Here is a 22,988-nt window from a genome sequence, read left to right on the forward strand (position 1 = left end):
CATTCTAGAGCCTTTCCGCTAACATTCTATGAAAATGGTGTACACCCTGTTCTCTTGTTGGTGAAAACCTGCCGGCCTTATAAAAACGTGATTGTAAACCTTGGTGTACTCCTTCTACAACAAATTCATCTTCACGTTCTACCTTGTCCATTAGCTTGCTGGCTGCTCCTTCAAACCTGTTTTCACCATGTAAATAGGTGATAAATGATACTTTGGTTTTTGTAGATGAGATTGGTTTAACCACATTTACAGAAAGTCCCCAAGGATAAAAGTTGAGCATGATATTTGGAAAAATCCAGAAATAAAAAGCGGCAACTTCTTTTCCATACAATGGGTGGGCTTCAGGTAATTTATAAGTTTCTTCTGCACCGTCTGCATACCCAATTTGTAAAGTGCCATAATCAAACAATTCTGTTGCGTATGAGTCATAATCTAAAACAGCATTTAAATCTGGATGAACAAAAGGAATATGAAATCCTTCCAAATAGTTGTCACAATATAAAGACCAATGGCAGTTTACCAAATAATCTTTACTACTGATTGGGTCAATTTTGAATTCATTTAATGGAAGAAACCCAACGTATTTATCCAAGAAATTTCTAATCACTAAAAAATCAACTTCAGGGTTTAAACCTGTGAACAAAAACGGTCCCCATTCTTCAAGTTTAAATTGGTGTAGATGATCACAAGGCCTTGGAAAATCTTTTGCTTCATTAAACTCTGGCATATGTTTGAACTTGCCATTCAAATTCCAACGTCGACCATGATACATACAACTAAGTTCACGATTTAAATTACCGGGATTTTGTGCAATAAGATTTCCACGATGGGTGCAAACATTACTCATGCAACGAATACTACTTTGCTTATTTCGCACCAAAACCATTGGTTCATGTAAGTAGTTCTCCATGAAAGAAAATGGATATGCAAAATTATCTAACGGAACAAGTGACGAACTATCACCAATAAATTGCCACGATTTAACAAAAATAGCTTCCTTCATTTGCTCAAAAATTTCTTGGCTACGATAGAAAGAAGCCGGTAAGGTTTCAGCCTGGGTGATATCAGGGTTGATATAGAGTTTACTCATTATTTTTCTTTTTTAAGTAGAGGTAAAATGGAATACCAACTAACAATAATATGGTACCATAAAATACAATTTCATAACCACATCCAATAATAATCCAAATACAAAAACAAAAAGCTAAAAATGAAACCCTTATTGAAGGGTGATTTAGTCTTTTATGTTTATTGAAAAGAATTAAGGCTAAGCTGGCAGCAGAAAATAGATAGGGTATTACACAAGAGAGTGTAGAAAGTGTCATCATAAATGTAAATGCTTCAACTAAACTTTTCGAAAAATTGAACATCATTAGAAGTGAAGCAAGAATACTTGATATCACTATACCTATAACAGGTGATTTATTGTCATTTTGTTTTTTAAAAACTTTTGGAAAAAGCCCGTCTAATGCTGCAGCCATTGGAATTCGACCTTGTAATAATATCCAACCATTTAAGGCACCAATGGTCGCAATAATAGCGCAACCTGCAATAATAAACTTTGCTGAATCTCCCCAAAAAATATTTGCAGCATCTGCAAAAGGGGCAGTGGAACTTTGGAGAGTCTCCGGAGGAATAACTCCCATAATTGCCAGAGAACTACTGAGATAAACTAGAATTGTTATTACCGTACCTATAAGTGTTGCTTTATTGACGGTTTTGGAAGCGTTTTTAGTTTCACCACTAATAATCCCAGCACTTTCCATTCCTAAAAAAGCAAATAACGTAAGTGTAGTGGTGGTGGTAATAGCCCCAAAAGATGACAATTCACTTCTATTGAAGGGTATGAAATTATCCCAGTTAATAAAAAAAACTCCAAAAAAACCTATTGCCAAAATTGGTAGAACTTTTAGTATGGTTGTAATTATTTGAATACTAGCAATAGTCTTAAGGGGCTTTGAGTTGATATAAGTAAATAGCCATATAAATAACAACCCCGTTAGTATTGAGATAAGAGGAGAGCTCCCGAGTATAGGAAAGAAGACTTCTAAATATCCTACTAGTGCAACGGCTATAGCGGCGTTGGTAGCCCAAATTGCTACCCAATACCCCCAAGCAACCAAAAATGCAGAAAAATTACCAAAACTTATTCGTGTATAAATATATGGACCACCAATGGTATTAGGAGCTATTTTACCTAGGGCTCCATAGACATAAGCAATAAGCAATGCTCCCAAAGCAGCGAAAACCCATCCAATCATGCCAATACCTCCATATAAAGCAAGTGATGCTGGAAGTAAAAAAATTCCTGATCCAATCATATTGCCCACAACTAATGCTGTCGATGATAAGAGCCCTATTTTATTTGAATTCGAGATTTATTTATTTTTTTACGCTATTATAATGCGATGATTTAAAGTTAGGGAGAAAGCAACAATGAGTAATTAAACTAAGTAGTATTTTTTCTTGAGTTAGAAAATAATACAACCTAAAATTACGGTTTTAGCTATATTACTGGTTGAATTATAAAGAATAAAATTGGCTGAGTAAACTAAAAACAAAGATTAGAGTCCAACCTATAGTTCTTAACCAATTTTTACGAACTAATTGCTCTGTAATTAATTTATAATTATCAGTCTTTTCAATTTTATTATGTAAAGGAACAAATATGCTGAAGGTCAAAACCCAAACAACAACAATTAGTGATAATTTTAAAATATGAAAAAATAAACCCTCTTGAGTAGCTACTATTATTGAAGATATTAATTGACCAAACATTAATGGTATTACAACTATCGAAATGCGCCTTGTATAGATCGGGTGCCAGGTGTTAAGTTCTTTTTTGGAGTAGTAATTAAACCCTGGGTAAATAATTAACTGTACTATCCAAATAAGAATAAGAGTGGCGGTATCAAACAAAAGGGAAATTGACATACTTTTTTGTTGAGGAATTTTTTGCACCAATTGTATTAAAGCTAATAGCTTTTAAAATTGTTAGCCTTTTTCAACAACTTTGCCGTCTGGGTATGTTGCAAAACGCCCTTTTTCTTTTTCATGCACATTATCGGGGTAGGGCCATGGCCACCCACCAAATTGGGTAACCCGATATTCATCCATGGCTTGTTGAATTTCTTCATCCGTATTCATAACAAATGGGCCGTATTTTGCTACAGGTTCTGCAATGGGTTTTCCTTGTAAAAGAAGAAAATGTCCTTTTTTCGCGCCTACTTTAAAACTGGCAACTTGTGAAGCATCTAGACTAATTCCAAAATTGGGGTTCACTTTCTTATCTCCGAAATAAATTTCTGAGCCTTCATAAAAATAAAGTGTACGCGTGACTTCGGTAGTTGCTTTAGGTATCGTAAACTCAGTTTCTGCATCTACATGAATATTCCAAACTGCAACTTCATTATCGTTGTTGGCAGCCCATGAATTTGGGGCAGGGTTATTAGCTATAGCTTTTTTGTAATCACCGGCAATAACTTTTATTGTTGCATTTTTTTCTTGAACAATTGGGATATCTTCATGCCAGAGCATTTTGAAATGAGGGTCAACAAATTTATCAGCTTTGGGCAAGTTTAACCAAATTTGAAAGAGCTCTAACGGGTTTTCAGCATCATCATTTAAGAGCGGAAACATTTCTGAGTGCTGAACCCCTCGTCCCGCTGTCATCCATTGTACATCACCTTCGCCAAAACGACCAGCGGCTCCTAAGGAATCAGAATGATCACAATACCCTTTATTAACTATAGTAATGGTCTCAAAGCCACGATGTGGATGGTATGGAAAACCTGGTATAGTTGAACCATGGTACATACGCCAACCGTCTTTAATGGTAAAATCATTACCTATATTTCGACCATTTAATAATTTTGAGTCAGGCCCCATTGCCCCATTTCCTTTTGGATAATGGTCCAAATGGTATACTGCAAAAAGAAATGGGTCCTGCGTTTTCCAAGGAAAACCTAATGGAAAAGTCTGAATAATAGGATTACTCATTGTCAATTACTATTTTTCATTGAGTTTCTCAATCTGTTTTTGAACTTCATCTGCCTCCGCATATTTGTTATCACTCTCACTTCTATTAATTTTCGAAAGGTCAAATGCTTCTTTCATTAACTTTTGATACTTTTCTTGGAGTTTTTCTACTTCTGTTTTCTTTTTAAATAATCCGAACATAGCAATTCTTATATTTTAGTTTTCTCCAATCGGTGGAGGTCCGTCAATCATTGGTTCATATACCTCGTCACCTTTACGAGTTTTAAATTCTTCAGTAACCTTATCAATTAACTTTTGATTTTCAAATAAATCAACCATAGTCATCGCCATGGCTTTTGAAGCATAGACCATTCCCTTATGGCCAATGCTCATACCGCCACAAGCAACAACCGCCCATGAATGCCAGGGCGTATCTTTTGGAGCAACGGTAGCACTTAGATTAATATTCGGAACATTCCAACTTACATCCCCGACATCTGTCGAGCCACCTCCAGGGTTCTCTAAAGTTGCTCTAAGGGGTCTAATACTACTATCCATTCCAACCTCTTCTTTACCAGTTGCTTTTTGAATGGCTTTACCAAAAGTAGTTTCTTCATCCGTGTAGGTTATTGGGCCTAATAACTCTAAGTTGCTTTGCATAATCTCACCACCAGAACGATTAACTAGAGTTTCATAGATGCCAGAAACTAATGAAATTTTATAATCTACGTTGGCCATAATAGCGGCTCCTTCAGCCATGGCTTTTACACGTTCATACGTTGGTAACATTACCTTACGTTTTGGATCACGAACTCGTACCCAAAGTTTTGCATAATCTGGCACAACGTTCACGACTTGGCCGCCGTCTTGAATATGGTAATGTATTCTTGAACTAGGGAGAACATGCTCACGATAGTAATTGATACCTGTAGTATATAATTCCAAGGCATCAGAAGCGCTTCGTCCATTCCAAGGGTCAGCAGAAGCATGCGCTGCCTGACCATAAAATTCTACTATAAAATCAATCAAAGAGAGACCACTTTGAACATCGGCCTCAATGTTAGCACCAGGGTGCCAACTTATATTTACATCTACATCATCCCAAAGGCCTGCCTTAACCATCCAAACCTTAGCAAAATATTTTTCTTCAGCCGGTGTACCTAAAAACTTTACAGTTCCTTTTATTTTACCAGCATCCATTAGTTCTTTAATTGCAATTGCTGAGCCCAAGCTTGAAGTACCAAACATATTATGACCACAACCATGCCCAGGAGCATCTGGTGTGAGGGGTTCTTTTATGGGGCTTGTTTTTTGTGAAAGACCAGGTAGGGCATCAAATTCCCCCAGAATACTAATTACAGGACTACCAGAACCATAAGTAGCGGTAAATGCCGTTGGGATTTCTGCAACCCCTCTAGTTACATTCATTCCGTTTTTTTCAGCATAATCAGCCAAAATACGAGAAGATTCACTCTCGTTAAAAGCTGTTTCGGCTAATGCCCAAATAGAATCACTAATCTTAATAAGTTCGGTTTTATGCTTTTCTACTGAAGCGATTACAGCTTTTTTGTTTGAACTTATTTTTTGTGCGGTAACCCCAAATGCCGTAAAAATGCAAAGGACTGTTAGAATTTGATTTTTCATTTTCAAAAAGATTGAATTCGTTCTTTAATTAGAGTCTCTAAAATAACGAAAAAGAATTAGCTGACAGCTTCTTTATAAACTCTTAGACAACGTTCTCGAGCCATTTTATGGTCAACTATTTTTGTTGGGTAGGTGAGTTCTTGTAATTCAGGAACCCACTTGTTAATGTATTCTTTTTGTTTATCAAATTTTTCAACCTGCGTCATCGGATTAAAAATTCGAAAATATGGTGCCGCATCAACTCCGCTGCCGGCAGCCCACTGCCAATTGCCGACATTACTAGATAATTCAAAATCAAGTAGTTTTTCGGCAAAATAAGCTTCACCCCAGCGCCAATCTATGAGAAGATGCTTGCATAAGAAACTAGCTACTAACATTCTCACACGATTATGCATGTAACCGGTAGCATTTAATTCTCGCATACCTGCATCAACGAGGGCGTAACCGGTTTTTCCATTTTTCCATTTTTCAAATTCAGCTTCGTTATTTCTCCATTCAATCCTATCATATTTTGGTTTGAAAGACTTTTCTTTGGTATGTGGAAAATGCCATAGAATTTGCATAAAGAATTCCCTCCAAATTAGTTCATTCCAAAAAACCTCATTTTCTTCTTCGATTGCCTTTCTAAGCATTTTTCGTGGAGAGACGGTGCCAAAACGTAAATGAGGTCCTAGTTTCGAAGTTCCATTTTCTTTGGAAGGAAAATTTCGTGTTGCTTCGTAGTTCTGAATTAATTCTTTAGTAACCACATAGGGTGCTGCTTTTACTGAAGATTCTACAAAACCTAAATCATTAATTGATAAATTTGGAGCATTTGAATTTGTACCAAACTTTGAAAAATCGATTTTATAATCCACTAAATGTAAAGACGGATTAAAATTCTCTTTCCATTTGTTCTTAAAGGGAGTATAAACAACATAAGGTTTTCCATCACCCTTAACAATTTCATCTTTTTCAAAAATCACTTGATCTTTAAAACTCTTAAAACCAATCTTATTTTTTGATAATAATTCGTTTATCTCCTTATCTCGTCGTATCGCATAGGGTTCATAATCATGATTAGTAATTACTTGAGCTATGTTATGACTATCAATTAGTCTTTTAAATACTTCTATAGGTTTTCCATGAAAGACTGAAATATCGCCTTCAGATTTTAATTTTAAATCATTTTTGATTCGTTGTATGTTCTCATACAAGAAAGTAAGTCGCGCATCATCTTTCGGTAATTTATCAAGAATTTCAGAATCAAAAATGAATATTGGAAGTACTGAATATTGACCCTTTAAGGCATGATAAAGACCTACATTATCATCAAGGCGTAAATCTCTTCTAAACCAAAAAACGGTAATTTGTTCAGTCATTAAGAAACGTTTAAAGTTGACATTCCTCCATCAACACCAACAATTTGACCAGTCATCCAGGTACTTTTTTCACTTAAAAGAAATACGGCAATGTTGGCAATATCCTCAGCATTACCAACTCTCTTGAGCGGGTGTCGCTGAGACATCATCTCTCGTTTTTTATCATTATTTAATAATCTGCCGGCTAATGGTGTGTCGACTAAAGAAGGTGCGATACAATTAACTCGTACTTTAGGTGCAAACTCAGCTGCTAATGACTTAGCAAAACCTTCTATAGCTCCTTTAGCAGCTGCCACACTGGTATGAAATGGCATTCCAGTGCTTACTGCAACGGTACTGAAAAAAACCATGCTTGAATCTTGCGCCATTCTTGGCATTATCGTCTTGACGACCTTGACCAAGGAGAAAAAATTTAGCTCCATTTCTTCTTTAAAGACATCAATAGAAAGCATCTTTAAGGGCTTGAGATTAATACTGCCAGGGCAATAAGCAAAACCGTGTAATTCCTCTGGTAGTTGTGATTCATCTAAAGTTTCAGTGGTAGCATCAAATGAGATATAGTTTACATCAAGACTATAAAGTTCTTCATTTGTTCTAGAGGCAATGTACACAGTATAGTTGGAATGAAGTGCTTTAGCCATTTCAAAACCAATACCATGTGAACCACCTATAAGTAAAATATTTTTTGACATTTAAATTGCTATTATTTCTAAGTTGTTTTTATATCCTTTTAATACTCCAAAAAGCTCATTTAATTTAGCCTCACGAAATTCAAAAATTTGTTTCAGTTGTTTCTTTACTATTAGAGGCTGCGCAATTTGACCAAACAAGCCAAACGGAATTTTATAGTCAATTACATCTTCCATTTCAATACCACCTTCAACTTCCTTTATAAAGTGCTTGTGATGCCATAAAGCATAAGGTCCAAAACGCTGCTCATCAACAAAATACTCTTCTTTTTTAACATGGGTGATTTCGGTAACCCATTTGGTTGTATAACCTGGGAAAGGCTTAACCAAATATTGTATTATTTGGCCTTCAAACATAGGTCTATCGGTCCCTGATAAAATATGGAATCCCATATGCTCAGGGGTAATAACTTTCAAGTTTTTAGGGTCAGAAAGAAAATTCCAAGCTTCTTTTTTACTTGTGGGAAAACCCTGTTTAGCTCTAAGTTGATATAACTTCATAAAAAAATTTACACAAATATAAAACCTATTTTGTTTAATGTAAAATTATAAAGGTTAAACAAATTAAAAATATTGTACTCTTCAAATTTTATAAATTTAATTACATCGTTTAAATGCTGAACTTATCTAGAATTTAGAGAGACTTTAAGATTCATTCTTACTTTTACACCATAATCTTACTTTTTGAAGAAACTTGTTTACGTAATATTACTTTTTTGTTCCGTTCAAATTTGGTCACAAGCCGATATTGTTGAAGTTGGTAATTTACCTCAACAAATTTTTGAAACCTCTGGTTTATTGTCTTACAATGGTAAATTAATTACGCACAATGATTCTGGTAATGCTCCTGAGTTATATGAGCTTGATATAACTACCTTACAAATAACAAGAACGGTAAGCATTGCCAATGTAGTAAATATTGATTGGGAAGACTTAGCTCAAGATGAGAATTACATTTATATAGGGGATTTTGGCAATAATACTGGTGATAGGCAAGATTTGAATATCCTTAAAATTTTAAAATCTGATTATGATAATTCGGATAGTGTCACTGCAGAGATTATTAATTTTCTTTATGAAGACCAAACAGATTTTACTTCATCTGAAGATAGCGACTTTGATGCTGAAGGCTTTTTTAGCTTAGGAGATAATCTAATTATTTTAACAAAGCAGTGGCAACAAAACGGAACAGTTGCTTATAAAGTACCTAAACTTTCGGGTGCTTTCTTGGCTGAACGATTAGATTCTTATCAAGTCAATGGATTGGTTACTGGGGCGACTTATAACCAAAATACAAATCAGCTATCAATTGTGGGTTACTCGCAATTTCTATTTCCTTTTTATGTTTTAGTTGACGATGTTCAAGAAAATGCAATTTTTGAAGGTGAAAAAACGAAAACTAATTTAAATATTGGTCAAGCACAAGTGGAAGCAATTACATTAGTAGGGGCAGAGCAATTCTATATTAGTTCCGAAGATTTTTCTAATCCACCTCTAGTGAATTCCCTCTCTAGGCTTTTTACTTTTTCACTTGATAGCGAAGAGGAAGAAAATCCGCCAGGAGAAGAGAACCCTGAAGGAGAAAATACACCAGATGAAGAACTTGTAGTTTATAAAACCTTCGGTTCTCAAAGTCTCAATTATAGTTTGATTACGAATCGTGCTGTTACAGGAATGGGAGTTTTTGATGTTACTGGGAGAATGGTGACATATATACCTTTAGAAAGAATAAGCACCGACCCTATTGATATATCAAGTTTTAATCAATCGATTTATTATTTAACTTTCTTTCTCATTGATGATGCTATTTCGGTTCCTTTTTTTCGTGATTAAGTCATTTCTTTAGGTATTTATTAACATTTGAAACTTTCCTTTATAAGTAGTTTTGCGTGACTTATAAATTTTATAAAAACACTTACAATGAAAAAATTAGCTTTATTTACAATGGTAGTTTTATTAAGCTGCACCTTAGGCGCTCAAATACAAACACCACAACCTAGTCCAGCTGCAAAAATGTGGCAAACAGTAGGTTTAACAGAAGTTACAGTTGATTATTCTAGACCTTCAATGAGAGGTAGAACAATTTTCGGAGATTTAGTACCTTTTAATGCTTTATGGAGAACAGGTGCTAATGCCTACACAAAAGTGAGTTTTAATAAAGATGTTACCATTGCTAATCAAGCAGTTGAAGCTGGTACATATTCTATATTTACGAAGCCAGGTAAAACTACATGGGAAGTTTTCTTTTATACAGATACACAGGGGGGTGGAACTCCGGCTGAATGGGATGATGCTAAAGTTGTTGCTAAAACTACTGTTCCAGTTATGCCAATAGAAATGCCTGTAGAGACTTTTACAATCACTATTGATGATGTAACAAGTTCAGGTGCACATATTGGAATCCTATGGGAAAATACATATGTGGGTATTCCTTTTGGTGTTTCAACTGATGCTGAGGTTGTAAAGAGTATTGAAAATGTTATGGCAGGGCCGAGCGCTGGTGATTATTATGCAGCTGCCGTTTATTATGCTAGTGAAGACAAAGACATAAATAAAGCTAAAGACTGGATGAATAAAGCTATGTCAATGACTGAGAAACCAGCTTTTTGGCAATTGAGACAACAGTCTTTAATTTTAGCTAAGTCAGGTGATAAGGCAGGAGCAATTGCAACTGCTAAAAAATCTTTAGCAGGTGCTAAGGAGGCTGGTAACATGGACTATGTTAAAATGAACCAAGACTCCTTGAAAGAATGGGGAGCAATGTAATTCAATAAAAAATATAAAATTTAAACCTGACGTTTACGTCGGGTTTTTTTATGCTTTAATGGGAGGGTTTCTTAAAGTTCTATCAAGGCCTTCAAGTAAAATTGCTAAAATAATTACTAAGCCACAACCAAAAGCGTTTAACCATAAATAAGACATCCAATCTTGACTCCAACCTAGTATTACAATGGCTTGTGTTACTAAGGCAGCAATAAATACTGCATTACCTTTAACAAACTTTAAAAAGAAAGCAAGTAAAAAGATACCTAAAACATTACCATAGAAAATAGAACCAATAATATTGACTAACTGAATTAAATTATCGAAAAGATTAGCAACGCATGCAATTAAAATTGCAATAATTCCCCATATCAGGGTAAACCATTTGGTAGCCGTAACATAGTGTTTTTGAGAAAATTCCATGCTCTTGTTTCGCTTATATAAGTCTAATGCAGTGATTGTTCCTAAAGCATTTAGTTCAGATGCGGTGGATGACATTGCCGCTGATAAAATAACTGCTAATAATAACCCGATAAGACCGCGAGGTAGATTATTTAAAATGAAATGGATAAACACATAATCTTTATCATTCGTTTCTGCGTTAGGACTAGCTTCACTTATGAGTGTTTTTGCTGCATCGCGATTAATACGTTCTTCTTTATTGACTTGAACAACATTTAACTTAGCCTGTTCGATTGCATTATAGTCTTTCAATTTTAAAGCTGCAGAGTAATCGTTTTGCGCCATTCGCTTTTGCTGTTCCAGTTCTAAATGTTCTTCCTCAAGTATTTTGTAATTATCAGCATACTCAGAGGTTAGAACTGCCTCGGTTGCAGCTGGGTTAAAGTTTAATGGAGAAGAATTATACTGGTAAAAAACAAAAACCATCACACCAACTAAAAGGATAAAAAACTGCATTGGTATTTTTAAGATTCCATTAAATATTAATCCTAATTGACTTTCACGAACAGATTTACCTGAGAGGTAGCGTTGTACTTGACTTTGGTCTGTACCAAAATAAGCTAAGGCGAGAAAAAATCCACCGGTAATACCACTCCAAAAAGTATATCGATTTTTAGTATCAAAATCAAAATTTAAAATATCAAGTTTTTCATTAGCTCCTGCAATTTTTAGAGCTTCCCCAAAAGAAATGTCTGCTGGTAAACTGCCTAAAATGAAGAAAAAAGCAAAAAACATGCCTACCATAATGATAAACATCTGTTGTTTTTGAGTTACGCTAACGGCCTTTGTACCGCCCGATACAGTATACGCAATTACTAGCGTACCAATGATAATGTTGAGCGTGCGTAAATCCCACCCTAAAACCGCAGAAAGAATAATTGATGGGGCAAAGATTGTTATACCTGCAGCTAGCCCTCTTTGTATTAAAAAAAGAATAGCTGTTAGTGTTCTAGTTTTTAAATCAAATCGTTTTTCTAAAAGCTCGTAGGCTGTAAAAACTTTTAACCTATGATAAATAGGAATAAATACAGCACAGATAACAATCATGGCTAGTGGCAAACCAAAATAGAATTGCACAAATCCCATTCCGTCATGAAATGCTTGTCCGGGAGTAGATAAGAAAGTAATTGCACTGGCTTGAGTTGCCATTACTGATAGACCAATTGTCCACCATTTAGCATCACTACCTCCTCTAACATAATCATCAACACTATTACTGCCTTTAGTTTTCCAAACCCCAAAACCTACAATAAAAAATAGGGTTCCACCTAAAACAATCCAATCTAAAAGCGCCATAAATTAAATGTTAGATTTCATGATATATAAGAATATCAAAATATAGAGCGTATTCAAAACAAGAACCATGGTGTATTCTCTTTTCCATGTAAACTTGTCCTCAAGATTATCCTTTGATTTCATCTCCTTTTTTAAGATTTTCTTTTCCTAAAGATAACATGTTTGCGAAAAGCTTATAGGCACCAGAGACACCTGCTGGTAATTCTCTAAAAAAACTTAGACCTGTATAAATATAATGACCTTCGCCAAAAGGTGCTACCAATAAACTTCCTTGTTTCGGTGATTCACCTTTATCACTCATTGAAAGTATCGGTGTAAATTCTTCACCCCACTCACTTGGAAAATATAAACCACGCTCTTGTACCCAACCATCAAAATCTTTTTGAGTTATGGCGTTTGGGAAATTAACTAATTCGTGGTCTTTAGCTATAATTTGTACAGGTGCATTTTCATTAGTTACTCTATCTCGAGAAATTGTCAATGGGTAAGGAGCTAAATTTTCAAATTGATTACGCCAACGGTTTGCTGTGTTATATTGTATAATTAGATTACCTCCTTCTTTTACATAATCTAATATATAGTTTTGCTTAAACTTAAGTTCTTCAATTACGTTGTATGCTCTAATTCCGACTACGATACCATCATATTTTTTTAAAGTACCTTTTTCAATTTCTGATACATTTATTATTTGAACATTATATCCTATTTGCTCAAGACTTTCGGGTACTTTATCACCAGCCCCAACTATATAGCCAATGTTCTCGCCACTCTTTTGAATGTTCAAACGAACGACTTTAGCCTCCGAAGGAAGTAATACAGATTGTTTTGGAATGTGGTCATATGCTATTTCTACTAAAGCTTTGTTGTAGTCGCTATTACCTATGGTGATTTTAGGCGCAATATACCCTTCACTTTCATTAATTGGAGGGGTAACTTCAAAATAAATTGTTCGAACCTCGTCCTTTTGAGCAATTGAAAAATCTATAGTTGAAGGCGAAACTTTCCATCCTACAGGATGATTAATTGAAGCAATACCAGAAATTGTATTTTTCCCCGCTCTGATAGCCAAAGCAACTTGTTTTGGTTGAGCATCAGCAAAAATCATGACATCGTTAGTAAAACTTGCGGTCACCTCAGGTAAAATTACAAAAGGCTCAAATATTTCACCTTTGGCTGGTTTAGAGTAGCGTCTGTAAACAGGTTTTGTGAATGTCATAGGAGAACCTGAAAAATCGAATTGAAAAGTGGCTTCGAAAGCTACAGGAGTTTCAGGTTTACCAATTAATTTTTTGTCTGCTACCTCATACATGCCTAAAGTTCCTTTTTCACTAAGCCAATATGGAGATGTAAACGCATTGTCTTCTGGAATGGTAAATTCTAGCTCGAGGTTCTCTTTTTTATTTTCTGTTAGGGTAAGATTAGGTTCTATTCTATGATTTGTTCTATTAATAACCACAGAATTTAACTTTACCTGAATATTACTTCTATTTAATATTTCAAAATTCACTTTTAAAGTTTCATTTTGTACTGCAGAAGCTGATGATGCATTAGCCTCCAAATACATGCCTGAACAGGCTAGAATAATCTCTTTTAAATGATTTGATTTTAGGTTTTTCCAGTGCTCATCAGTACTTTCTTGTAGTAATTTTAATGCTTCAACTAGCTGAGGAACATGTTCTGAAGGGTTTGTAAAATTAAAATCATTTTCAACCTCGTTTAAAATGTTTCCAATGGCATTTCCACCTTCTATTCTCGACCATGTTGTATTAATACCATCAAAAATGTTGTTTTTATCTGCTGGTATATCACCTCTTAACAGTTCTATATATTCATCTTGGGAGCCTCTTGTTGACAAGCGACCAAAACCTTGACAAAGATGTTGACTACTCGCTAATGATGCAATTTCATTATTTGATTTACCCAATTCTTTAAAAAAAACGCCAACATCCATTTTTAGCATATTGGTTTTGTCAATTTTAGCAAAAGCTTCTTGACTACCATACCGCCACCATGAAGTGTTGTAAAATAAGCGTTTAGGTTGCCAAACTTCTGTAGTTTCCAAATGTTCAGGATATGAATCTTCACTCGCAGCTAAATCAAAAGCCTTCAAGCTTAACATAGCAGAAGATGTGTGATGTCCGTGTGTTTGACCAGCTCTTCTATGATCAAACCGATTTATTATGACATCAGGTTTTAAGTTTCTTATAGTCCAAATAACATCACCTAAAACTTCTTCTTGATTCCAAATCTCTAGTGTTTCATCCGGGTGTTTTGAATAGCCAAAATCATTTGCCCTACTAAATCGTTGCTCACCCCCATCAATTCTACGGGCGGCCAATAGCTCTTGAGTTCTCAATAGTCCTAAAAGCTCTCTTAATTCAGGACCTATAAGGTTTTGACCTCCATCCCCCCTTGTTAAAGACAAATAGGCTGTTCTTGCCTTTACCTCATTTGATAAATAAGCAATTAGACGCGTATTTTCATCATCAGGATGAGCCGCGACGTACAAGGCTGTACCCAAAAAATTAAGCTTTTGAAGCTCATGATGAATTTCCGAAGATGAAAGTTGTTTTGGTGCTTGTGCTTGAATGAATGAGCAAAAGAGGATTGAGCTTAATGCTAAAGCCTTGATTTTTTGCATAATTGGCTATTTTATTTAACATCAAATATAGAAAGATTAACATGCTAGAAGATTACATTTAGAACTTCTTTAACATGCTAAAAGTGTGATTCTAAATCTTCTTCGGTTGCAACTTGTTTTTGAATTAAGACTACCCCTTTTTGAAGTAATAAATTATTAGGGTAGGTTAGAAATTCACCATTATCTTTTTTTAAATTGATGGTAAAAGTTTGAATATCAATTATAATTGCCTCTTCTGGAAAATCTTTATCTAATATTCTTATTCTATCTCCAATTTTAAATGGGAAATAAAAGAACAGAATAATTCCAGATGTTATATTGCTCAAGATAGACCAGGTAGCAAAAAGTGCAACACCAATTACGGCGAATATTGATGAAACGATTAGTCCAAGCTCTTTAAAATCGACACCCCAGATGAAAATGAATGAAATGATTAAAATAAAGAACAGGCCAAAGGTGATATACCTACCTACTAAAACGGTTCTTACTTGGTTGATATCACTTCGACGTCCAACTTTTCGAATAGTTTGAACCGCTACGAATCTAACTATAATAAAAACTGCTAAGGCAATGGCAGTGTAGGTTAATTCACTTTGATAATCTTGTAAAATTTCGTTCATATGGCTAAAGGCCTAAGCTATCTCTAAGAAATAAATCTTTGTTTGAGTTTTGTCTCCAATATGGGGTTTTTAAACTTTTCAATTTAGTTCCTTTTGAAGTCATTACCTTTTTATTTGAGCCATAGCCACCTGTAAACTCTTCAGTCCAGCTTTCAATACTATAAGGAAAAGCCGTAGTAAAATTAATGCTAAGTTTTCTTAATCCATCTTCATAATTAATAATATATGAACTTATACCATTTTTGGTTTCTAAAGATGCTGTGGCTTTAAAAGCCTTTAACTCTTGATGTTTAATTCTAAAAAATTCTAAAGAGGGAATCATCTGAATCTCTCCGATTGGAAGATTGTTGGGGTTAATTCTGATTTTAGTCCAAACTTCATTTTCTAAGAAAGCTTTATCTAATGTTAATTTTTTATCGGCTTCTCCTTCAAAATAAGAATGTGAAGTGAATTCAAATTGATTTCGATTATTAATTTGTGAATATACATGACCACACCATTCTTGAATCGAAAGACTAGATTTTATGGCGTGTTGATTATCATAAACAGGATAGAAAGTACTGCTCATAATAGAGTAGGGGTAGATACCAGTTAAATAATTTTTAGTGGTATTTAATTTTAATACGGGAATATTTTCTGAACTATTTCTATCTGCTTTTACTTGAACTTCTGGTAAAAATGGTTCCGTTACATATATTAAAACGGAGCTACCTTCTCTTACTTCACCATAACGAGCTTGTTCTAACTTGTAAGAGGTTATTTCTGCATTCCCTTCGTACCAATATTTTTTAAATTCCTGCGTTAGCGGCTGTCGAGGAGGTAAAGATTCTGCTATTGAAGTAGCTGTATTAATTGCCATTTCATTATTTGTTGAAGTTGTCTGGTCTTTACAACCTTCAATCATAGTTATTAGAACTGCTAATAAAACAACGATTAACTCAAAACGAATCCAGTTTTTCATAATAGCAAAAATTTTAATAAAATTAATGAAGAAGTATCAGTCGACCATATCCATTAACGTTTTATAAACTAAATGAGTAGGAAGCCCAACCACATTGTTGTAGGAGCCTTCAATACTTTCAATAGCTATAGCACCTAACCATTCTTGAATTCCATACCCTCCTGCCTTATCAAAGGGTTGGTTTTGTTTAATATAAAAGTCAATTTCGTTATCACTGAGTTCACTAAATTTTACCTTGGTACTTGAACTTATAGTTTTTTGTGCACTAAGGGTTGTCAAACTTACAGAAGTAATAACTTCATGCCAGCTATTTGATAGTTTATGAAGCATCTCTGCAGCTTCGTCTTTATTCGAAGCTTTGGCTAATGATTCATTATTATGCCAGACAACGGTATCAGAGGTTACCAAAATTTCCTTTGACTTTAATAATCCTTTGAATGCTGAGGCTTTTAATTCTGACAAGTATTCCGAAATTTCACTGCCTTTGAGTTCTTCAGGATAAATTTCATCAATCGGCTTTAACCGAATTTCAAAAGTCATGCCTAAATCTTCAAAAAAACGCTTTCTTCTTGGAGACCCTGATGCAAGAATTAGTTTATAGTCTTTAAGCTTTTTAACTAAGGGATTTTCAATCATTTGCAGAGCTAAAGTTTGAGTTCCAATCTCCACGAACTTTTAAGACTTGTTCAATAATATCACGAACGCAGCCTTCACCTCCGTTTTTATGAGAAACATAATCACTGACTGACTTCACTTCTGGGACTGCGTTTTGAGGACAAGTCGCTAATTGTACCATTTGCATTGGTGGAATATCTGGTAAATCGTCTCCCATGTACAAAGTATTTTCTGACTTGATGTCGTAAATATCTAAGTACTCTTCTAGGGGTTCTTGTTTATGGTGAGCCCCCAGGAAAATATCGGTTACACCTAAACCTTTTAATCTTTTACGAACACCTTCATTGTTACCACCAGAAATAATACAAACATTATATCCTTTCATTAACGCAGTTTTTAAAGCATAACCATCTTTAACATTCATGGTACGTAACATTTCGCCGGAAGAAGTTATTACCACCGATCCGTCGGTAAATACGCCATCTACGTCAAAAATAAAAGTGGTGATGTCTTTAAGATATTCTTTATAATTTTTTTTCATTACTGTCTATAATCGATTCGCTTATAAGTTGGTATAATTTTTTATGGATAGGATCTTTTAATTGCTCTAGATGTTGTTGCATGGTTTCTACATCATTGCGCTTAGCTGGTCCAGTTTGTGCTTCTGATGGGTTTAAATCTTCTAGTTTTTTTGCAGTTTCATAAATTAAAGGCTTTAAAATGTCAAAAGGTAGCTTCTCAGAGTCACACAGGTCCTTTGAAATTTGAAATAAATGATTAGTGAAATTATTAGCAAATACAGCCGCTAGGTGTAATTTCTTTCGTTGTGATGACGAAACTTCAAAAATGGAATTTGATAAGTTTTTAGCTAGTTTATTTAAAACTATTAAATCCTCTTTATTGCTAGCTTCGAGACAGATTGGAATAGATGAAAAATCTATTTTTTTATTTTTTGTAAAGGTTTGTAATGGATAGAAAACGGCGGCTTTTTTGTGATTTAAAGCTTTAATAGAAACGCTACCCGAAGTATGCGCAATAATTCCCTGCTTATTCCCTAATAATTGAGCTACTGAAATGATAACATCATCACTAACAGCGATAATGTAAATATCTGCTTCTTTGATTTCAGAACTTAGTGATGTAACTGGAACATATTTCGAAAATTTTTTAAGCTTTTCTTGATTTCGCCCAAACACTTGTTCAATTGAAACTTCCTTAGAATTTAAAAAAGTATTGAACAGGTGAGAGGCAACATTACCAGTTCCGATAAGTATTAACTTAAGCATAATCAAAAGTACGAATTTAGCACTGTTTCCTTTTGAGAAACAATTAACAGTTTTGTTGAACTAATTAAATGATGCAGTTTAATTTCAAAATAGAAAAACAACGTATTTTTGCATGCCAAAGTACTATATATGTTCAGTTTACTAAAGAAAACACTATTCTCAACTAAATTAATGGCCGTACTTTTTTTGGCTTTTGCAACTGCCATGGCCTTTGGCACATTTATAGAAAGTTGGTATAGTACTGAAACAGCCCGTATTTACATATATAATGCTACATGGTTTGAAGTGATTATGGTTTTTTTTGTTATCAATTTCTTTGGTAATATTTTTAGATACAATTTGTTGCAATGGAAAAAATGGCCTGTTTTAGTTTTGCACCTTTCTTGGATTCTAATTATCGTAGGTGCTTTTGTAACTAGGTATATTAGTTATGAGGGTATGATGCCTATTCGTGAGGGTAATTCTGAAAAAGTATTTTATTCTGATAAAACCTACTTAACAGCTTTCATAGACGGTGATATGAATGGTGGAAAGATGCGTAAAACGCTCCAGCATCCAATTTTGGTAACAGCTGAGGGTAAGCGCAGTAATTTACCATGGAAAGAAGATTTTAATGGGCAACCGTTTGTTATTGATTATGTGGATTTTATTGACGGTGCCGCAGAAGGATTAATTCCTGATGATAAGGGTAAAGAGTATTTGAAAATTGTTGAGGCAGGTGATGGTCAGCGTCATGAGCACTATTTGGAGAGTGGAAAAGTTGCTAGCATACATAATGTGCTATTTGCTTTAAATAAAAATACACAGGGTGCAATAAATCTATTTACTACGGACAGCATATATACAATAAAAGCTCCGTTTTCTGGTGGTTTTATGCGTATGGCAGATCAATTTCAGGGGGAGGTTGTAAAGGATAGTTTGCAACAATTACAACTTCGTTCGCTTTACAATATGGCTAATATGCAATTTGTAATACCTGAACCTATTGTAAAAGGCAGTTATGGTATTGTGAAAGTTGCTGATGAGCAAATAACTGAGCAGACACAAGATGCTTTGGTGGTTTCAGTGACCGCTAATGGGCAAACTGTCGAGAAAAAATTATTAGGTAGTAAAGGAACAGCAGAATTTTCAGACAAGTTTAATGTAGGTGGACTTGAGTTTGCTTTATCTTTTGGATCCAAGGTTTATGAATTACCATTTAAAGTAAAACTAAATGATTTTATAGCTGAAAAGTACCCAGGAACAGAAAGCAGTTACAAATCTTTTATGAGTAAAATAACGGTAGAAGATGAGCGTCCTTTTGACTATGACATTTTTATGAATCATGTTTTGGATCATAAAGGTTATCGTTTTTTTCAAGCTAGTTTCATGCCTGATGAAAAGGGGACCGTACTTTCAGTGAACCACGATATTTGGGGAACCTGGATAACTTATGTTGGGTATTTTCTATTATATATTGGTCTAATGGGTATTATGTTTTTTGGTAAAACGCGTTTTAAAGAATTGGCCAAATCTTTAGAAAAATTAAAAAAGAAGAAAGCTGCGCTAACATTAGGTTTGGCATTTTTAGGGGTAACTGGCTTAACAAGTCAAGAAAATCATGGACATGAAAATAGAATGCCTGCAAAAGCGCAAATAGATTCTATTTTAAAAATTACAACAATATCCAAAGAACACGCTGATAAATTTGGTGAATTGGTAATTCAAGATGAAGGTGGCCGCATGAAACCAATACATACTTTTTCTTCTGAATTACTTCGTAAGCTCAGTGGAAAAAATGAATTTGAGGGCATGAATCCAGATCAGGTGTTTTTATCTATGATGATAAATCCGCCTGCAGTTTGGTACAATACTGAATTTATTGCTTTAGGTAAACGTGAGAATGACAGTATTAGAGAAATAGTTGGTGTACCAAAGGGTCAAAAATTGGTTAAGGCTACTGACTTTTTTGACGCCACTGGTATGTATAAATTAAAACCTTATATGGAGGATGCCACTTCTACTAATAATCCTAACAATTTTCAAAAAGACTTTAAAAAAGTAAATGAACGATTGAACTTACTTGATTTGGCACTAAGCGGACAAATAGTTAAGATTTTTCCATTATTAAACGATGAGAATAATAAGTGGATTTCACCGATTGAATTTAGAGGTGGTGAATACCAAGTAACAGATTCTTTGTATGCTAACTTTATTAATAATAGTTTACCCTATTATATTTCTACGTTACAATCGGCAGTAAAAACTGGAGATTATTCTGAATCCAATAAACTTTTAGCAGCTTTTAAACAAAACCAACAGAATCATGGTGCCGAAGTATTGCCCTTAGAGAAAAAAATCAAGACGGAGATTATTTATAATAAGCTTGATATTTTTAATCGTCTTTATCGGTATTATGCTTTAATTGGAGGCTTTTTATTCTTTATTTTAATTTTTAAAATTTTTAAGGATCGCGAAATTTGGAAAGCGGCTTCTTTCTTCTTTAAAGGAATAATTATTCTCTTTTTTCTTTGGCATACAGCAGGTTTGATATTACGATGGTACATTTCTGGTCATGCTCCATGGAGTGATGCTTATGAAAGTATTCTATATGTTTCTTGGGCAACAATGGGTATGGGTTTAGCCTTCGGTAGAAAAAGCGAATTGACAATTGCTGCAAGTGCTTTTGTCACAGCAATGTTACTTTGGATTGCGCATCAAAGTTGGGTTGACCCCTCCATCGCCAATTTAGTTCCTGTTTTGGATAGTTATTGGTTAATGATACACGTAGCCGTTATTGTAGGTAGTTATGGGCCTTTAACTGTAGGTATGATTTTAGGTGTAGTATCCCTAATTCTCATCTTATTAACAACCAAAAAGAATAAAAAACGCATGGAAATCAACCTAAAAGAGTTGACAATTATCAATGAACTTTCTTTAACTGTTGGTTTAATAATGTTAACTATTGGTAACTTTTTAGGGGGACAGTGGGCGAATGAAAGTTGGGGGCGTTATTGGGGTTGGGACCCAAAAGAAACCTGGGCTTTAATTTCCATTATGATATACGCTTTTGTCCTGCATATGCGATTGGTACCTGGCATGCGCAGTAAATGGTTGTTTAGTTTTGCTAGTGTTGTTGCTTTTGGTAGTATTATGATGACATACTTTGGCGTTAACTTCTATTTAGTTGGGCTCCATAGTTATGCAAGCGGTGATCAAGTGATTACTCCGACTTTTGTGTGGTATTTAGTGCTAGCAGTTTTCGTTTTAGGTGGTTTAAGTTTTTGGAGAAACCGAGTTCACTATTCTTGATAACTATTAATTAGAGTTAAGCAATCGCATTAATTCTTCTGCGGCTACTTTGCCTTTTTCTTTTAAGAACGGACGAGGTGTATTATCACCCAATTCAAAAACAATGGCCGGCATACCGTGATTGACAAAAAAGTATGTTCTTGAAACCATCGTTGGACTTAATGTTTTTGAAGGCCTCACATTGGTAGCTTTTTGTGGCAATCTTTTACTGATACTCTCAATCCAATCAAAAATAATTTTTCCTTTTGCTCCAGTGGCTGCGGTATCTAAGGGGTAATAAATATCATCCCAAGTAGAATGAAAATCTGCACCAAATACAAATTCATAACCTTCTTCATCTTTTTCTTTTAGAAAATCGCGAACACTTTTGGTTTCGGGTTGGTTGAAATTTTGCCAATCTCTATTTAAATCTATACCTCCCATATTGTGGCGCCAGTGACCATTGTCAACTCCATCGGGGTTCATTAGTGGCACTACAAAAACTGTGTGTACTTTTCTAAAGTTTTTAGCTTGTTCTGAGTTTGAAGAAATGGTTTCAATAAAAGACTTCATAGCTAAAAATCCAGTTACTTCAGGTGGATGCTGTCTTGAGATTATCATTAAAGCTTTTTTTGACTTTTTATTTTCATTGATTTCAAGCAGTTGCATGGGTCTATTTTCTTTAGATTTTCCTATCTCATAAGTTGAAATAAATGGTTTTGCTGCAAGTGAATCTATCCAGCTTTTTACTGTCGTTGAGGTATATAATTCTTGAGCCGAAATCCAGATTGGATTTTCACCAATTGCTACTGTTATTTCAGCAAATTCAGGCGCAGCTTTTATTCCAAAATCACTTTCTCCCATATTAATACCCTTAAATGCAGTACTATCAATAGCTTTAAAATGAATACCGTCAGCACTTATTTTTGGAAAATATCTACTTCTAGAATCTTGATAAGCTAGTTTTACAGTTATTTCTCTTGGTTTTTTGGTCCATACTTTAAAAGCATACCAGGGACTCACATTTATAGGTGTATTTTCAGCAGTAATCCATATGGTGTAATGATCATTGCCATCATATGCAACACCATTCAAACGTGCACCTTCAAAATCATTTGTAAAAAAGGTTGTACTATCGTTGAATGCCCAATTTCCTTTCCATTGTTTTTGGACTGGTTTATCAACGGTTGGTACTACAGGACTTTTTGGTTGCCCTTGATAACCAGTTTCTTTTTTAATTTCGGTTGCAACAGGTTTTTCAGTACTCTTACAAGCAGTCAAGAGTATAGTAAAGAAGAACAAATAGCTAAAAAATAATTTCATCAATTTAGTCTTTTGGAATGAGTTCATGTTCGAAATGAATTTTCATATTACGATTTTTATATTGATTTCAGTAATTTTT

Annotated in this window: 20 protein-coding genes; 3 read left to right on the top strand and 17 right to left on the bottom strand. The window is 34.6% G+C overall.

Translation table 11 applies throughout. The annotated features are described in order from the left end of the window. Positions 1-4 precede the first annotated feature (4 nt). The 9 genes from RM520_RS06605 to RM520_RS06645 form a co-directional block, all read right to left on the bottom strand. On the bottom strand, positions 5-1,090 hold the full coding sequence (locus RM520_RS06605) for an aromatic ring-hydroxylating oxygenase subunit alpha (RefSeq protein WP_311387417.1): 1,086 nt from the start codon (positions 1,088-1,090) through the stop codon (positions 5-7). Next, positions 1,083-2,378 (bottom strand): amino acid permease, encoded by a 1,296-nt coding sequence (locus tag RM520_RS06610; protein WP_311387989.1) that lies wholly within the window; start codon positions 2,376-2,378, stop codon positions 1,083-1,085. Before RM520_RS06610 ends, RM520_RS06605 begins: the two co-directional genes overlap by 8 nt. Positions 2,379-2,523: 145 nt before the next feature. Further along, a complete protein-coding gene (locus RM520_RS06615; protein WP_311384933.1) occupies positions 2,524-2,961 on the bottom strand; it encodes a hypothetical protein in 438 nt (145 codons plus the stop codon). A 33-nt stretch (positions 2,962-2,994) separates the two neighbouring features. Beyond that, the gene (locus tag RM520_RS06620; protein ID WP_311387418.1) at positions 2,995-3,999 is read right to left on the bottom strand and encodes a pirin family protein; all 1,005 of its coding nucleotides are present in this window, start codon (positions 3,997-3,999) and stop codon (positions 2,995-2,997) included. A 9-nt stretch (positions 4,000-4,008) separates the two neighbouring features. Beyond that, positions 4,009-4,179 (bottom strand): Lacal_2735 family protein, encoded by a 171-nt coding sequence (locus RM520_RS06625; RefSeq protein ID WP_311384935.1) that lies wholly within the window; start codon positions 4,177-4,179, stop codon positions 4,009-4,011. 15 nt (positions 4,180-4,194) lie between these two features. Further along, positions 4,195-5,622, bottom strand: coding sequence for an amidohydrolase (locus RM520_RS06630; protein WP_311387419.1), 1,428 nt, complete (start codon positions 5,620-5,622; stop codon positions 4,195-4,197). 56 nt (positions 5,623-5,678) lie between these two features. Continuing rightward, positions 5,679-6,983, bottom strand: a complete 1,305-nt coding sequence (locus RM520_RS06635) for a cryptochrome/photolyase family protein (RefSeq protein ID WP_311387420.1) — start codon at positions 6,981-6,983, stop codon at positions 5,679-5,681. Beyond that, positions 6,983-7,675 (bottom strand): SDR family NAD(P)-dependent oxidoreductase, encoded by a 693-nt coding sequence (locus RM520_RS06640; protein ID WP_311387421.1) that lies wholly within the window; start codon positions 7,673-7,675, stop codon positions 6,983-6,985. The genes RM520_RS06635 and RM520_RS06640 overlap by 1 nt, the downstream gene beginning before the upstream one ends. Then, a complete protein-coding gene (locus tag RM520_RS06645) occupies positions 7,676-8,173 on the bottom strand; it encodes an SRPBCC family protein (protein WP_311387422.1) in 498 nt (165 codons plus the stop codon). A gap of 183 nt (positions 8,174-8,356) precedes the next feature. Between RM520_RS06645 and RM520_RS06650 the strand changes: the two genes are divergently transcribed. Both RM520_RS06650 and RM520_RS06655 read left to right on the top strand, forming a co-directional pair. After that, positions 8,357-9,505 (top strand): hypothetical protein, encoded by a 1,149-nt coding sequence (locus tag RM520_RS06650; protein ID WP_311387423.1) that lies wholly within the window; start codon positions 8,357-8,359, stop codon positions 9,503-9,505. An 87-nt stretch (positions 9,506-9,592) separates the two neighbouring features. Beyond that, entirely contained in the window at positions 9,593-10,438 is an 846-nt protein-coding gene (locus tag RM520_RS06655; protein WP_311387424.1) for a DUF2911 domain-containing protein, read from the top strand. Positions 10,439-10,486: 48 nt separating this feature from the next. Here RM520_RS06655 and RM520_RS06660 read toward each other — a convergent pair whose 3' ends face one another. The 7 genes from RM520_RS06660 to RM520_RS06690 all read right to left on the bottom strand — a co-directional run bounded on the left by RM520_RS06660 (position 10,487) and on the right by RM520_RS06690 (position 18,316). Next, a complete protein-coding gene (locus RM520_RS06660; protein ID WP_311387425.1) occupies positions 10,487-12,193 on the bottom strand; it encodes a sodium:solute symporter family protein in 1,707 nt (568 codons plus the stop codon). Positions 12,194-12,299: 106 nt separating this feature from the next. Beyond that, entirely contained in the window at positions 12,300-14,834 is a 2,535-nt protein-coding gene (locus tag RM520_RS06665; RefSeq protein WP_311387426.1) for a PIG-L family deacetylase, read from the bottom strand. Positions 14,835-14,911: 77 nt separating this feature from the next. After that, positions 14,912-15,454, bottom strand: a complete 543-nt coding sequence (locus RM520_RS06670; protein WP_311387427.1) for a mechanosensitive ion channel domain-containing protein — start codon at positions 15,452-15,454, stop codon at positions 14,912-14,914. A gap of 4 nt (positions 15,455-15,458) precedes the next feature. Further along, complete coding sequence (locus RM520_RS06675) at positions 15,459-16,415, bottom strand: septum formation inhibitor Maf (RefSeq protein ID WP_311387428.1); 957 nt, start codon at positions 16,413-16,415, stop codon at positions 15,459-15,461. 36 nt (positions 16,416-16,451) lie between these two features. Then, positions 16,452-17,051 (bottom strand): Maf family nucleotide pyrophosphatase, encoded by a 600-nt coding sequence (locus tag RM520_RS06680; RefSeq protein WP_311387429.1) that lies wholly within the window; start codon positions 17,049-17,051, stop codon positions 16,452-16,454. Further along, a complete protein-coding gene (locus RM520_RS06685) occupies positions 17,044-17,571 on the bottom strand; it encodes a KdsC family phosphatase (protein ID WP_311387430.1) in 528 nt (175 codons plus the stop codon). Before RM520_RS06685 ends, RM520_RS06680 begins: the two co-directional genes overlap by 8 nt. Beyond that, positions 17,555-18,316, bottom strand: coding sequence for a Rossmann-like and DUF2520 domain-containing protein (locus RM520_RS06690; RefSeq protein WP_311387431.1), 762 nt, complete (start codon positions 18,314-18,316; stop codon positions 17,555-17,557). The genes RM520_RS06685 and RM520_RS06690 overlap by 17 nt, the downstream gene beginning before the upstream one ends. Positions 18,317-18,445: 129 nt before the next feature. Between RM520_RS06690 and RM520_RS06695 the strand changes: the two genes are divergently transcribed. After that, a complete protein-coding gene (locus tag RM520_RS06695; protein WP_311387432.1) occupies positions 18,446-21,607 on the top strand; it encodes a cytochrome c biogenesis protein CcsA in 3,162 nt (1,053 codons plus the stop codon). 6 nt (positions 21,608-21,613) lie between these two features. Here the strand turns inward: RM520_RS06695 and RM520_RS06700 are convergent, their stop codons facing one another. Next, positions 21,614-22,909, bottom strand: coding sequence for a M14 family metallopeptidase (locus RM520_RS06700; RefSeq protein WP_311384950.1), 1,296 nt, complete (start codon positions 22,907-22,909; stop codon positions 21,614-21,616). Between the last annotated feature and the right edge of the window lie 79 nt (positions 22,910-22,988).

The sequence above is a fragment of the Croceitalea vernalis genome (assembly GCF_031846405.1).
Taxonomy (GTDB): domain Bacteria; phylum Bacteroidota; class Bacteroidia; order Flavobacteriales; family Flavobacteriaceae; genus Croceitalea; species Croceitalea vernalis.

What these genes read in the sequence shown, in the direction of transcription:
- RM520_RS06685 (WP_311387430.1), bottom strand. Translation starts at nt 17,571, where the DNA reads ATGAAAAAAAATTATAAAGAATATCTTAAAGACATCACCACTTTTATT.
- RM520_RS06680 (WP_311387429.1), bottom strand. Translation starts at nt 17,051, where the DNA reads ATGATTGAAAATCCCTTAGTTAAAAAGCTTAAAGACTATAAACTAATT.
- RM520_RS06605 (WP_311387417.1), bottom strand. Translation starts at nt 1,090, where the DNA reads ATGAGTAAACTCTATATCAACCCTGATATCACCCAGGCTGAAACCTTA.
- RM520_RS06630 (WP_311387419.1), bottom strand. Translation starts at nt 5,622, where the DNA reads ATGAAAAATCAAATTCTAACAGTCCTTTGCATTTTTACGGCATTTGGG.
- RM520_RS06655 (WP_311387424.1), top strand. Translation starts at nt 9,593, where the DNA reads ATGAAAAAATTAGCTTTATTTACAATGGTAGTTTTATTAAGCTGCACC.
- RM520_RS06660 (WP_311387425.1), bottom strand. Translation starts at nt 12,193, where the DNA reads ATGGCGCTTTTAGATTGGATTGTTTTAGGTGGAACCCTATTTTTTATT.
- RM520_RS06700 (WP_311384950.1), bottom strand. Translation starts at nt 22,909, where the DNA reads ATGAAATTATTTTTTAGCTATTTGTTCTTCTTTACTATACTCTTGACT.
- RM520_RS06695 (WP_311387432.1), top strand. Translation starts at nt 18,446, where the DNA reads ATGTTCAGTTTACTAAAGAAAACACTATTCTCAACTAAATTAATGGCC.
- RM520_RS06635 (WP_311387420.1), bottom strand. Translation starts at nt 6,983, where the DNA reads ATGACTGAACAAATTACCGTTTTTTGGTTTAGAAGAGATTTACGCCTT.
- RM520_RS06625 (WP_311384935.1), bottom strand. Translation starts at nt 4,179, where the DNA reads ATGTTCGGATTATTTAAAAAGAAAACAGAAGTAGAAAAACTCCAAGAA.
- RM520_RS06620 (WP_311387418.1), bottom strand. Translation starts at nt 3,999, where the DNA reads ATGAGTAATCCTATTATTCAGACTTTTCCATTAGGTTTTCCTTGGAAA.
- RM520_RS06690 (WP_311387431.1), bottom strand. Translation starts at nt 18,316, where the DNA reads ATGCTTAAGTTAATACTTATCGGAACTGGTAATGTTGCCTCTCACCTG.
- RM520_RS06675 (WP_311387428.1), bottom strand. Translation starts at nt 16,415, where the DNA reads ATGAAAAACTGGATTCGTTTTGAGTTAATCGTTGTTTTATTAGCAGTT.
- RM520_RS06640 (WP_311387421.1), bottom strand. Translation starts at nt 7,675, where the DNA reads ATGTCAAAAAATATTTTACTTATAGGTGGTTCACATGGTATTGGTTTT.
- RM520_RS06670 (WP_311387427.1), bottom strand. Translation starts at nt 15,454, where the DNA reads ATGAACGAAATTTTACAAGATTATCAAAGTGAATTAACCTACACTGCC.
- RM520_RS06645 (WP_311387422.1), bottom strand. Translation starts at nt 8,173, where the DNA reads ATGAAGTTATATCAACTTAGAGCTAAACAGGGTTTTCCCACAAGTAAA.
- RM520_RS06665 (WP_311387426.1), bottom strand. Translation starts at nt 14,834, where the DNA reads ATGCAAAAAATCAAGGCTTTAGCATTAAGCTCAATCCTCTTTTGCTCA.